This is a genomic window from Bacillus sp. OTU2372, from assembly GCF_038440275.1.
GTDB lineage: Bacteria > Bacillota > Bacilli > Bacillales > Cytobacillaceae > Neobacillus > Neobacillus bataviensis_B.
Genome location: NZ_JASATK010000002.1, coordinates 388,450 through 401,294 on the forward strand (window position 1 = coordinate 388,450; position 12,845 = coordinate 401,294).

13 protein-coding genes and 1 pseudogene are annotated in these 12,845 nt (G+C 38.2%); 4 read left to right on the top strand and 10 right to left on the bottom strand.

The annotated features are described in order from the left end of the window. Positions 1–4: 4 nt before the first annotated feature. The gene (locus tag AAHB15_RS06830; protein ID WP_335571465.1) at positions 5–1,285 is read right to left on the bottom strand and encodes a cation:dicarboxylate symporter family transporter; all 1,281 of its coding nucleotides are present in this window, start codon (positions 1,283–1,285) and stop codon (positions 5–7) included. Between the two features lie 333 nt (positions 1,286–1,618). Between AAHB15_RS06830 and AAHB15_RS06835 the strand changes: the two genes are divergently transcribed. Continuing rightward, the gene (locus AAHB15_RS06835; protein WP_342042132.1) at positions 1,619–2,989 is read left to right on the top strand and encodes an IS1182 family transposase; all 1,371 of its coding nucleotides are present in this window, start codon (positions 1,619–1,621) and stop codon (positions 2,987–2,989) included. A gap of 141 nt (positions 2,990–3,130) precedes the next feature. Here the strand turns inward: AAHB15_RS06835 and AAHB15_RS06840 are convergent, their stop codons facing one another. The 3 genes from AAHB15_RS06840 to AAHB15_RS06850 form a co-directional block, all read right to left on the bottom strand. Then, complete coding sequence (locus tag AAHB15_RS06840) at positions 3,131–3,421, bottom strand: hypothetical protein (RefSeq protein ID WP_335571463.1); 291 nt, start codon at positions 3,419–3,421, stop codon at positions 3,131–3,133. Between the two features lie 282 nt (positions 3,422–3,703). Next, positions 3,704–4,141 (bottom strand): SRPBCC family protein, encoded by a 438-nt coding sequence (locus AAHB15_RS06845; protein ID WP_335571462.1) that lies wholly within the window; start codon positions 4,139–4,141, stop codon positions 3,704–3,706. Positions 4,142–4,279: 138 nt separating this feature from the next. Further along, positions 4,280–4,687: an NUDIX hydrolase gene (locus AAHB15_RS06850; RefSeq protein WP_335571461.1), complete on the bottom strand. Its 408-nt coding sequence runs from the start codon at positions 4,685–4,687 to the stop codon at positions 4,280–4,282. A gap of 191 nt (positions 4,688–4,878) precedes the next feature. On the opposite strand from AAHB15_RS06850, the gene AAHB15_RS06855 reads away from it, so the two are divergent. Then, positions 4,879–5,847, top strand: a complete 969-nt coding sequence (locus tag AAHB15_RS06855) for an NAD(P)-dependent alcohol dehydrogenase (RefSeq protein ID WP_335571460.1) — start codon at positions 4,879–4,881, stop codon at positions 5,845–5,847. A 375-nt stretch (positions 5,848–6,222) separates the two neighbouring features. After that, positions 6,223–6,417 carry a hypothetical protein gene (locus AAHB15_RS06860; protein ID WP_335571459.1) on the top strand — a complete coding sequence of 65 codons (195 nt, stop codon included), beginning with the start codon at positions 6,223–6,225 and terminating at the stop codon, positions 6,415–6,417. 90 nt (positions 6,418–6,507) lie between these two features. Here AAHB15_RS06860 and AAHB15_RS06865 read toward each other — a convergent pair whose 3' ends face one another. Beyond that, positions 6,508–6,705, bottom strand: coding sequence for a LamG-like jellyroll fold domain-containing protein (locus tag AAHB15_RS06865; protein ID WP_446715848.1), 198 nt, complete (start codon positions 6,703–6,705; stop codon positions 6,508–6,510). Here AAHB15_RS06865 and AAHB15_RS06870 point away from each other — a divergent pair. Further along, positions 6,702–6,830, top strand: a pseudogene (locus AAHB15_RS06870) (IS110 family transposase); the annotation flags it as partial. The gene AAHB15_RS06865 and the pseudogene AAHB15_RS06870 overlap by 4 nt on opposite strands. A gap of 947 nt (positions 6,831–7,777) precedes the next feature. Here the strand turns inward: AAHB15_RS06870 and AAHB15_RS06875 are convergent. The 5 genes from AAHB15_RS06875 to AAHB15_RS06895 all read right to left on the bottom strand — a co-directional run bounded on the left by AAHB15_RS06875 (position 7,778) and on the right by AAHB15_RS06895 (position 12,822). After that, complete coding sequence (locus tag AAHB15_RS06875) at positions 7,778–8,761, bottom strand: ROK family glucokinase (RefSeq protein WP_335571458.1); 984 nt, start codon at positions 8,759–8,761, stop codon at positions 7,778–7,780. A 147-nt stretch (positions 8,762–8,908) separates the two neighbouring features. Then, on the bottom strand, positions 8,909–10,096 hold the full coding sequence (locus AAHB15_RS06880; protein WP_335571457.1) for a Gfo/Idh/MocA family protein: 1,188 nt from the start codon (positions 10,094–10,096) through the stop codon (positions 8,909–8,911). 65 nt (positions 10,097–10,161) lie between these two features. Beyond that, complete coding sequence (locus AAHB15_RS06885; protein ID WP_144563543.1) at positions 10,162–10,983, bottom strand: sugar phosphate isomerase/epimerase family protein; 822 nt, start codon at positions 10,981–10,983, stop codon at positions 10,162–10,164. A gap of 341 nt (positions 10,984–11,324) precedes the next feature. Then, positions 11,325–12,035: an ATP-binding protein gene (locus AAHB15_RS06890; protein ID WP_342042046.1), complete on the bottom strand. Its 711-nt coding sequence runs from the start codon at positions 12,033–12,035 to the stop codon at positions 11,325–11,327. Next, positions 12,022–12,822, bottom strand: a complete 801-nt coding sequence (locus AAHB15_RS06895) for an SDR family NAD(P)-dependent oxidoreductase (RefSeq protein ID WP_342042047.1) — start codon at positions 12,820–12,822, stop codon at positions 12,022–12,024. Before AAHB15_RS06895 ends, AAHB15_RS06890 begins: the two co-directional genes overlap by 14 nt. Between the last annotated feature and the right edge of the window lie 23 nt (positions 12,823–12,845).

Genomic DNA, 12,845 nt, shown 5'->3' on the forward strand with positions numbered 1-12,845 from the left:
AAAATTATGCTACATTTGACTCTTTAGATTCTTTAATGGAATCCACATATTGATCTGCTTTATCTTGGTCAAATTTTCCTTCCCATTTTGACATCACGATTGTCGCCAAAGAATTTCCGAGAACGTTAACTGCCGTCCTAATCATATCCAAAATACGATCAATACCCGCAATGAAAGCTACACCTTCTATAGGAATTCCCATTGAGCCAAGTGTTGTTAAAATGACCACAAACGACGCACCAGGAACACCAGCCATTCCTTTTGATGTAAGCATTAACACAAGCAGCAACGTAATTTGCTGCATGACGGATAAATGAATTCCATACATTTGTGCTACAAAAAGTGAAGCAAGAGCCTGATAGATGGATGAGCCATCAAGGTTAAAGGTATAGCCAGTCGGGATGACAAAGGAAGAAATTGATTTTGGGCATCCAAACTTCTCCATCTTATCCATAAGTCTCGGTAAAACAGCTTCAGAGCTTGCGGTTGTAAACGCCAGAATAAGCTCATCTTTCAGTACCTTGATCAGAAGAAAAATACTTGTCCCAGAAATTTTCGCAATTATACCAAGAACAACCAACACAAAAAATATCATTGTTACGTAAACAGCCAGCACCAATTTTCCCAGAGGAAGTAACGAGGCGGCGCCAAATTTTGCAACGTTTACACCAATTAGTGCAAATACTCCAACAGGAGCTAATTTCATAATAAGATTCGTTACCCAAAACATCGCTTCCAATATACCTTCAAAAAATGTCAGAACAGGCTTCCCTTTTTCTCCAATTGCTGCAATTCCCAATCCCAAGAAAACAGTAAAGAAAATGATTGGAAGTAAATCACCATTGGAGAGCGATTCAAATACGTTCGTCGGAACTAGATGTACAATCGTATCTGCTACAGTGGGAGTTCCAGTCGTTTTCATTGTGTCTTCATACTTTGAAATGTCATTTGCCTTAAGACTGCTCGTATCTACACCTGCCCCAGGCTGAAATAGATTTGCCGCCAATAAACCAATCGCTATAGCTAAAGTTGTAACGCTTTCAAAATAAAGCAGCGTCTTTCCGCCTAACTTTCCTAATTTTTTGATGTCTCCCACACCGGCTATTGAAGCGATTAATGCGGCGATAACAATTGGTACTACAATCATCTTAATTAAATGGATAAAAATGTCCCCTATAGGGCCTAAAATGGCTATCGCTGTCTGATTTCCGTAAAAAACGATACCAACGATAATCCCGAGAATAAGTGCAACAAAAATTTGTGTAGCCAATCCAAATCTTTTCATTGAAAAGCTCCCCCTTATTTGTTCTCAAGCATGTTTTGTATCTTTATCAGGACACATGACAGGCTATGTTTTTACTCTATTAGGAACCTACTCGATTACACAAAAATCTACAAAAAGTCTAAAATAAAAAAATATATTTTTTTATTATTACTATTTTTCTTTCTTTTTTGGAGAATGAATGGAGGCTGGCTGGGACGGTAGGCCAATGTTGGAATTAACTCGGGTACGTCAAAAAAACCCTTGCCAAAGGGGCTGTTGACAAATTAATAGGAAATTAGAAGACCTGTGTAGAATTTATTCTATACAGGTTTTTTAATTAGGGGAATTCAAATGATGGGTCGGAAAGACGATTATCAAAGTAAAATGGAGTTTATTGATTTAAATACTTTTGTTCCTTCAGATCATATTCTCCGCCAAATTAATGAAAAAATAGATTTTTCATTTATATATAACAAAATGGAAAAGTATTATTCGAAACTTGGCAGAAAATCGCTCGACCCTGTTCTTTTATATAAAATGTTATTAATCGGTTATCTCTTTAATGTGGATTCGGAACGAGAACTTGAGCAAGAAGTGCATTTAAATATTGCTTATCGTTGGTTCTTAGGACTTGATTTAACTGATTCTGTACCCAATCATTCTACATTTAGTCAGAATAGACGTAGAAGATTTAAGGATAGTACAGTTTTTCAAGAAATTTTTGATCACATTGTTAAGCTTTGCATTGAGAGAGGTTTAGTTACAGGAGAAGTTATTGTTACTGATTCAACCCATATAAAGGCTAGCGCTTCAAAAGGTAAGGTTGAAAAGGTAGTTGTGGAGAAGACTCCTTCCCAATATTTAAATACTGTTGAACAAGAAGCCAAGAAAATCGAAAAAGAGTTAGAGGAGAAGAGAATTGAATCTGGAAAAAAGAAACGGGGGCGAAAGCCAAAGGATATTTCTACTGAAACAATCTCCGTTGTTAAAACTGATTCAGATTCTGGATTATTAAAACGGCCTGGAAAGCCATTAGGTCCACACTACTTAGCATACACAAGTATAGATACTGAAAATGGAATTATAGTAGATATACATCCGAGTGCAGGAAACATAAATGATTGTGAGCCTTTTGTAGAAAGATTAAAAGTGATTCAAGAAAAATTTGATTTAGATATTAAAAATGTTGGGGCAGACCGAGGGTATGACACAACTCCAATTCATCATGGATTAAGAACCCTTGAAATTACAGGTTATATTAGTCCTATCCAGCATGATAATCCTTTTAATACAACTTCTTATCGGGATTTTACTTATAACAAGGAAACTGATACATATACCTGTCCGAATCAGAAAATACTTCACTTTACTCATCTTACATTAAAAGAAAATGGGAATTATTTTAAAACATATTCAGCTAAAACCAAAGACTGTAAATTCTGTCCTTTTAGAGATGCTTGCTTTGGGAAGACAGCCAGTAAAAGAACTGTCTCTCGACCTATTGCCCATGATTTATTGGAGGCAAATATGCAAAGAGCAAAAATTAGCGAGTACAAATATGTTCAAAAATTAAGAAGAGTTTGGTGCGAGGGTTCCTTCGGAACCATGAAAATCAAACACAATTTATATAAGACATATAAAAGAGGCATTGAAAAAATTCTTGAACAATGTCTCTTTTCGGCATTGGCATTAAACCTAAAACGGATGATTAAGGCAATCAATTAGTATCAAAAGATGTAAGAAGAAATTTCGAAATTCAATAAAATAACGACAAAAAAACAAAATGGGAAGAGAGACATCTCTCCCTTCCCATTTTGTCAACAGCCCCCAAAGCAAGGGTTTCTTATGAATAAAAGACATCATGAGTTATTTGCAATAATAATGCCAAATTCCTTTCTTCATTTCCTTATTAATTTTCCCTTGTAATTCAAGATAATCTAGAGTACCAATAATTTCTGACATAATATTGAAAAAGTGCTTTTCATATTTTTCTTTATATCTCAATTGAGCAATTTCACTTGCTGTTGAAATTCCAGATTTAATCATGTTTATATATTTGCCGGCTTTTACATCTATCTCTTTAATTCTCTTTTTTAATAAATCAACAGGATTTTCGATCATATAACCGTGACCTGAAAAAACGAGTTCTACATCCATTGACAAACATTTCTCTAATGACTGCCTTTGTTGTACCAAGGACTTGGTAAGGCTACCATAAAACCCACAAGTTTGTTCTCAACCTCGGCGACAAAAATCATTTATTTTTTTCGGATAAAAATTTTTCTATTTAGGTTCTTTGTTGTTCAACCGTAGTTTTTTTCTCGCCGGGTTCATATAACATAAAGCCTGACTCATCTACTTTTTTACTTAACTCTAAAATCTTTCTGCATCTATTACTTCAATCGGTCTTATTATCATGCATTTTTCCCCTTTAATAGGTTAATCTTTCACTAACCCTCCTCTTAGTTTAGTGATACCGAATTCAAGGTAGCCTTTTAGACAGCCCAACATAAAAACCCAACCTTCTTTATTGTCTATCAACTGACTTACAAAATCGGCATCGTTCTCATTGAATCCATCTTCAAGAATTTCAATGATGGTAGTAGAGTGATCTACCTCTTTTAATGTTATCGTTACTACGTGACCTTCTCCATTTGCCCCCCACCGGAAAGCAATTTTCTTATTGGTCTCGATTTCGATTATTTCTAATTCCAATTGTGCATTGTACTCTTCGTATCTCACTGTAATAGTCTTGCCTTGCTCCCATCTTTCAGAACTCGATGAGAACCAGAAGTTTCCGATTTTCGACGGATCTACAAACGCCTCAAATACTTCATCCGCAGGTCTTAAAATCTTAAATTTTGTAAGATTGTTCATACTTATCACCCTTCTTTTTTCGTTTATTCTCTAATAATTGAACTTATTCGTTCGCTTTATACTTTTACTACTAAATGATTGCGTACATCACATTGTCCTTGTATAGCTATTATTAGACCAGTTCTTTCCATAAGCAAGTCAAAATTCAACATAGAAAGGATGAAGCCTTTCGTTTAAACAATACTCAATTCTTTGCCTAAAATTGTTCCAGGTAACCATTTCCAATGCTTTATCAACTGGAAAGAAACCAACCTCTAGACTTTCCGATGAAGTTGACAGCTCCCCTCCGATTGGTTTTCCCAAAAATAATGTATTACATATTGATTCCCTTACGTTTTGATAAACACCACAAAATTTTATCACTTCGATATCTATTCCGCTTTCTTCCTTTGTCTCTCTAATTGCAGCTTCCTTTAAAGATTCCCCTTCTTCAACCTGTCCTCCAGGCATTTCCCATCCTCTTCGCGGGCCTTTAATTAATAAGATTTCTTTTTGCTCATTAAGTACGATAGTTGCCGCTGAAACAATATGTTTTGGTGTTGGCATAACTTGACCTCACATTAAAATAAGATTATTTATTAAATTCGCTGTGTCTTTCCTTCCACCTTCTTTAGCCTGTGAAAAAGTCTAATTCATTAAAAAGAGCTGGTCAGTTCATATGGGAAGTTCTTTTATAGTTCTTTTATAGTACTTTTAACGATAATTATTAGATATTGAAGAGTTTAGGAGGGGAAATTATGAGGGCTATCGTTTATAACGAATATGGACCGCCTGACGTTCTTAAATTAACAGAGGTGGAAAAACCTGTACCGGTGGACAATCAAGTACTAGTAAAAATTCATGCAGCATCCGTGAATTATGGCAACCTGGTTCTTTTGAAAGGCGAACCGTTCTTAGCCCGCTTTGCCTTTGGTCTATTAAAACCAAAATACTCCATCCCTGGAGGTGATATAGCAGGCCAGGTTGAAGCCGTTGGCAAAGATGTGACGCATTTTCAACCAGGAGATGAAGTGTTTGGCGACTTATCCGGGTGTGGATGGGCTGGTTTTGCCGAGTATGTATCTGTTCCTGAAAAAGCATTAGTACTAAAGCCAGTGAATTTGTCCTTTGAGGAGGCTGCTGCGGTACCAATGGCGGGAGTCACAGCGTTGCAGAGTCTGCGGGATAAAGGTAAAATTCAGCCCGGGCAGAAGGTGCTGATTAATGGTGCCTCTGGCGGCGTCGGAACGTTTGCCGTACAGATTGCGAAGGCACTCGGTGCTGATGTAACAGGTGTGTGCAGTACGAGAAATTTAGATATTCTGGAGTCGATTGGGGCAGACCATTGTCTTGATTATACAAAGGAAAGCTTTACTGAAAAGACGGAGCGATATGACCTGATTCTTGGTGTTAACGGAGGCCTCCCGCTATCGGATTATAAGCGTGCTTTAAATCCCAACGGTATTTTTGTTCACGTCGGAGGTTCCAGCTCTCAAATGTTTCAAGCCATGGCACTGGGACCTTTGATTTCTATGATTGGGAGTAAGAAAATCGGCAGCTTTTTACAAAGGGCAAATCAGCAAGATCTAATTTATATGAAGGAACTGGTTGAATCGGGCAAGGTAAAACCAGTTATTGATAGATGTTATAAGTTGAGTGAGGTGCCTAATGCCTTTAGGTATTTTGAAGAGGGGCACGCGCAAGGAAAAGTTGTCATTACGATTTGAAAAAGCATTAAAATACGAATAAGTTTTGTATTCGGATTATCTTCGGCCTTACCATGAGGATGCTGTCCGAATTTGACCCGCATTTGGACAGCTTAACCGCTATTTCATGAGGTTCCTGTCCAAACCTACCCTGACTTTGGACAAGCCTCCTCCTTTTCCCGAGGTTCCTGTCCGAATCTGACCTTGCTTCGGACTATCATCGGTAACTTCCTGCTACTCCTGACCAAATCACCAGATCATATAAAAGTTGCACATAAACCCGTTAGAAAATTTGTGAGCTTTTTGTTAACAATTGCAATAATCATATTTTCTCCATATTTTCTGCAAAGTTTCCCTGTAATCTAGAAGAGAAATTAGATTACGAGGAGGATACTTATGAAAAAATTCATTGCAACACTCACTTTTGTTTCAACAATGGCTTTAGGAACTTCCGTCTTTGCAGCAGGGGTGGCTGACTGTGCTCACATGGGTAAAGGAAAATGTGCAGCAATGTGTGCAAAAGAAATGAGCCGCGGTATTTCTGACTGTGCCACGTCACAAGATTGTCCAATGGAAAATGGATGCCAGTAATAATTAAACTATAATTTAAAAAGTGCTCTCCGTATGGGTAAAAAGAAAGCAGCCGCTCATCCAACGGCTGCTTTCTACAATACATATCTATTATGGAATTGTAGTCACATTTGCCAATTGGGTCACTTGTTCTTGAGTAAGAGCCGTTTCATAAATTCTCAGCCCATCCATTTTCCCTTTGAACGGAATATCCCACCAGTTTACACCCAGAGTAAAGACTCCAGTTGAACCTGTAAAAACATCAGAAATTCCCGCTCCAGTAAACTTAGCATCGAATCCAATAGGTATTAGAAGGAGCGAACATTAAATTGGGTTCAGTTGTTTCAGACGTTTTGGGTGTTTCAGCTCGAGATATGCTTAACGCTATTGCCGAAGGCGAAGAGGATCCTGAAAAACTAGCAAACTTCGCCAGGTTGTACCATTCAACAGGTCGTAATGAATATTTTAATAGTCTTTTGTAACATTGATTGCATAATTTATAAGGCTGGTCGGGATCATCGGACGGTTCTACCACATTAATTTCATTTATTTTACACGCTTCATAAAAATCACTTATCTTCACATTCGTGGAAATACTTAGAAGACAAGTTATTATTCGAGGGGGATTTGAATGGATTTTTCATTTCTCATATTAGGGTTGCAATATTTCTTGTTGGTTATGGGTGGTTGCTTGATTTTTTTCATTCTAGTTTTAATTTTCTCTAATAGACACACAAGGAGTACATTAAATCAAATGGAAAACGAAAAAATGAATGAAATACAAGGAATGTATCGGTGAACAGTTTTCTGTGTTTCCGCAGTTTAAATATTAGCCCTTCCGGCAAAATGTAAAAATCATCCGCTTAAGCTGAGAAGGGCTGTTATACGGATGAGTGTAAACATAGCAATTATAATCGACAATTAGAAGTAAAGGAATTCAAGCGTTTCCCAATGCGTATCGTAAAAGTCGTTTCGAAATATCAAAGTAGTGACCTATTTACAATAAAAAACTGGATATCGATTTAATCGTTCCAGTAGGTATGATTGATGTGAGGTTTTTCTTATCATTCTTCTTCAACCAATTTCACCTAATTTAGCGAACATTTATGTACTTTATTATTAGGACAATCTGCATCGATCCCTAGTATCGGCCCCACCTACGGCATATACATAAATTGGTTAATTTTAGTATTATGCCCAATTTATTTGTCCGTAGTTTAGTCTAACTTCAGGATAGGCCTAACTTTTGCTTTTACGAGCAAAAAACAACAAAAAGTCACCCGGATTGGCTCATCCGAATGTCTTTTGTCTACAATCTGAGGCGAAAAACAGTAGTTTTTCGCCTTTAATCTTTTTTGAATTAGAAAAAACCTATTGTACATTATTGAAGTACTAACTTATTAATTAGCTTCTCTTTCGCCAGCCAAGCTCCTCCAATGACCCCTGCGTTATTGCCTAGTGTGGCAATAACAATCTTGACACCATGTGCAACTCTCGGAAAAGCGAATTGAATAAATTCCTCTTTCAGAGGTTTCAGCAATGTATCACCAGCTTTTGAGACTCCGCCTCCAATAACGATTTTTTCAGGATTTAAGCCATTGGCTAAATTAGCAAGGGCCAATCCTAAATGGTAGGCAACCTCACCTATGACTCTATTGGCGAGTCCATCCCCTTCGTTTGCAGCGTCAAAAACACGCTTGGCAGACAGGGGCTGTCCATCATAATAATCTCGTAATATACTAGTCTCGTTGGTAGAAGCTAATTCCTCTATTGCCAAACGGACAACTCCTGTTGCGGATGCTACCGTTTCCAGACATCCTGATTTCCCACAATTACAAGGTGAACCATCTTTAGGAAATGATGTTATATGACCTATTTCACCACCGGCTCCATTTACACCATTCACAACCTCCCCATTGACGATAATTCCACCTCCTACACCTGTGCCTAATGTGACACAGATTAAGTTTTTAGCACCCTTGCCGGCACCTTTCCACATTTCACCGATTGCCGCAATATTAGCATCATTGTCCACAACAACCGGCAGGGATGTTTCCCTCTCAAGAATGGTTTGTAAAAGGAATCGTTCCCAGCCTAGGTTAACCGCCACTTCAACGGAACCATCCTCCGAATTCACAGGGCCCGGCGCACCGATTCCGATTCCGACTAACTGATTTTTTGTTTGATATAATTCTTCTAACTTTTGATCAATCGATTTTGCAATCGATGCAGGTATGTGTTTGCCCTTATTACTTATATCAGTATCGATCTCCCAGCTATAAATGATGTCACCCTGCAAACTGATAAAAGCCATTTTAATCGTGGTCCCGCCTATATCAACACCAACTAACCATCTTTCTTCCATAACCATTCACTCATTTCCTTCATGTTTTCCCACTCCGAAAAGCCCCATTTTTACAAAAGAGGCTCCTCGATTGAGAAGCCTCTTGTTAAGTTTGAGAATTGTCTAGCTCCAACGCCCAGTGACTAACGGGCGCTTCTGCCTTTCTCATTATTTTACAGCCGCAGCTGTTTTTTCAAGATTAACCCATTGTCCTTTTTCAGCGGATTCAAGGATTGCATCTGCAATTAATTCAATCTGGTAGCCATCATTGAAGTTAGGTGAGAATTCAGTACCCTCACTGATTGCTTTAAAGAAATCATATGTTTCAATGATCTTTGTTTCGCCGTAACCAATACCTAGAGCCGGAATTGGCCATAGTCCTTCACCGTAAGGAGTAGCTGGTCCTGAGTAAACCGTTCTAAAGCCTTTTGCATCACTTGGATCATCAGCGAAGCAAACTTGAAGCTCGTCACGGCGCTCATAGTTAAAGTATAAAGAACCTTTTTCACCATGAATTTCAAAAGTTAGGAAATTGTTGCGGCCATGCGCATTACGTGTTGCTTCAATCGTTCCGATTGCACCATTATCAAACTTAACCATCGTAATAAATTCATCATCCACGTCTACAGCTGCTTTAGGTACTTCGTTGCCACCGGCCTTCACAGTACCTAACTTGTCGATGCCGCCAGTTTGAATTGGTCTTTCAGGAATCCATGTTTTTGTGATCGCATTTACATCTGTGATTTCGCCAACAAGGTAACGAGCATAATCAACTACGTGTGTACCAATATCACCTAGAGCACCTGACCCAGCGATTTTCTTTTGGAAGCGCCATGATAATGGAGAGTTCGGATCAGCTGACCAGTCTTGTAAGTATGTTCCACGGAAGCTTAGAACTTTACCAATTCTTCCTTCTTCAATATATTTTTTCGCAAGCGCAACAGCTGGTGTTCTTCTGTAGTTAAAAGCAACTGCGTGTTTTACACCAGCAGCTTTTACTGCTTCTAACATTTCCTTCGCTTGTTCAGCGCCTAATGCTAATGGCTTTTCACAGATAATATGCTTGCCAGCTTTTGCTGCTGCAATCGCGATTTCAGCATGAGTATTGTTTGGAGTAACAATATCGATGACATCGATTTCTGGGTTGTTAACAACATCTCTCCAGTCAGTTGCATAGTTGTCAAAACCTAATCTTGCTGCCGCATCTTTAGCCAATCCTTCGTTAACGTCAACTACTGTATGGCGATGAGGAATTGCTGGTGCTGGCCAGAAAAACATTGGCATACCTGCATATGCAAGTGAATGCGCCTTACCCATAAATCCTCCGCCGATCATACCTACGTTTAATTTTTTCATCTTAGTATCCTCCCATATTATCTTCTTATTTTTAAAAAGTTTGATATTCCTAATGGATGAAACGTTTATGCTTGATTTACTTTATCAAACTGATTTAAATAGCTGCGGCTGATTTTAGCCCCTTGTTTTGGATCTGGGTAGCTGTCTAACTCAACTGTAATCCAGCCATCATAGTTTGCCTCTTCTAATACTTTAACCATTTCATCAAATTTTTGATGGCCTTCACCTAATGGTAAAAAATCTCCATTGGCATAATCTTTGAAATGCACATACTTGATACGATCCACATATTTTCTGATGACAGCCACAGGATCTCCACCGCCTGCTTCGATATGAGCTGTGTCTGGGCAAAGATTAATTTTTGTTAATGGCATTAATTTATCTAGTTGTTCAGGAGCCTGAACATTCGTTCCTAAATGAGGGTGATAACTTGCAACAAGATTATATTTTTCAGCAATTTCAACTACTTTATTAAGTGCATTACCAAGAGCCGTATAATCGGTTTCAAGAATGCCGTTTGCACGCACCGCTCCGCCGCCGATTACCAGGTGGATTGCACCTACTTCTGATGCGAATTGTGCTACACTTTCGATTTTTATTAATTCTTCTTCTAAAATATCAGGGAAAATAAAATTCCCGCCTGTATATACGCCAACCAAAGATAAAGAATGGTCATTCATTAATTTTAAAAATTCTTCTTTTTTATCTTTATATTGCATCAGGTTTCCATCGAAGATTTCAAAGCCGTCATAGCCAGCTTCCGCAATGTCCTTTACCGCTTCTTCCGTTGATCCATAAGCAAGGTAGTAATTATCCTTCACACAAGTCACACCTGCTGGATGACCAACTACGCCGCCCCAAGTATTTGTTTGATAACCTAATTTCATTTGATTACCTCCATATCTTTTGGAATTTAGTGTGCCATATTTCATCATAGAAAAACCGAGCAAACTCACCTTCAAAGTTAGTAATCGATTACATTTTTGCTAAAATTATTACTATTCACCTTCAATAATATTAATATTTAAGCTAAGTAATAAAAAAACCTTAATGTAATCCATTACATTTTTGTTTACAGATGAAATGCTGTTTCCTATAAGAAAGTAATGATTTATCCCTATCTATTACCAGTCCTCACTATCATCTGACAAGAAAATAGATGTTCTATCGCTTACATGAATTATTGTAATCGATTACACCTAAATTTGCAACAACTAAATTTCGATTGTCACAATTTGTTCACGATAAGCGTAGGAGGAAAGGAAATTGTAAATATAGTTCCCTTTCCTTGCGAACTATCAACATGTATGGATCCGCCTAATCGATCAATAATTTCTTTACATACACTTAAACCTAATCCAGTCCCCTTTTCTTTGGTTGAGAAAAAAGGGATATATAACAACGCCCTCGCTTCTTCTGACATCCCACATCCATTATCCTTGATGACAATTGTGGCAAATTCATTTTGAACAGACGCAGATAGATAGATTTCTCTTTCATGCTGATCGTCAATTGCTTCCATGGCATTCTTCATCAAATTCATGATTACTTGTTTTAATTGGTTAGTTGGGATATTCAGTACAACGTCATCACCGGCAGTGGAAGTAGAGAGTCGGATATCCCTTAATATCGCTTCACCTTCATAGAGCACGGCCATATCTTTGATCAGTTTATTCAGGGATGTTTTTTGTGCCAAAGGATGTTGTGGCTTTCCTGCATTCAAAAATTCATTAATGATTTGATTTACACGATCAAGTTCTTCTATCATCACATCCGCATAATATTCCTTGCCTATTTCCTTCAAATCAGGCTTTAGCAACTGAATAAAACCTTTTATGGTCGCCAATGGGTTACGGATTTCATGAGCGATACTAACTGCCAGCTTTTCAAGATGTTGACGATGGTCCATATCTAACGCTGCCAACTTACAGACTTGCAACGGAGCCACCATCAACTCGAAGGTTGACACCGTTTATAAAAGAAGCCTTGTTTGAAGCAAGGTACACAACAGCTGAAGCAACTTCCTCCACCGTCCCTGGCCGTTTCACTTCAACATGCGGACGATTTTCCTTAAGAAATTGCTGGATTGCTTCATCATAACTGATGTTCAGCTTTTTGGCATTATCCTTCAACAGGTCCTCAAGCATAGGTGTCATGATAAACGCTGGCGAAACCGTATTGACAAGGATTCCATCTGCAGCATACGCCTTAGATAGGCTTTTTGTAAAATTAATCAGTGCAGCTTTGGAAGCATTATAATGAGGCATGAACGCGTCCGGTTGAATACCGGATTCTGATGAAATGTTAATAATGCGGCCAAACCCTGTTCTTTTCATAAAAGGAATAATTGCTTTAGTTACACGTACAGTTCCAAAAAGATTGACGTCAAAAATATGCTGCCATTCGTCTATTTCTAATGATTCAAAGTCATCAAATCCACTAGCAATCCCCGCATTATTAACGAGGATGTCGACGGTTTTAAAACGATCAATAGCAGAAGTAACAAGATGGTCGACGTCTGCTTGTTTCGTTAAATCGGCTTGAATAGCAAGAACACGTCCTCCGGTTTTTTCGATTTCAGCCGACGCCTCATTTAACGCTTCCGCGCCGCGTGCACAAATTACAACGTTGGCACCTTCTTCCGCAAACGCCATGGCAATTGCTTTCCCAATACCTTTACTGCTGCCAGTCACAAGTGCGGTTTTATTTTTTAATTCCAGATTCATTTTTTCATCCATTCCTTTCTATA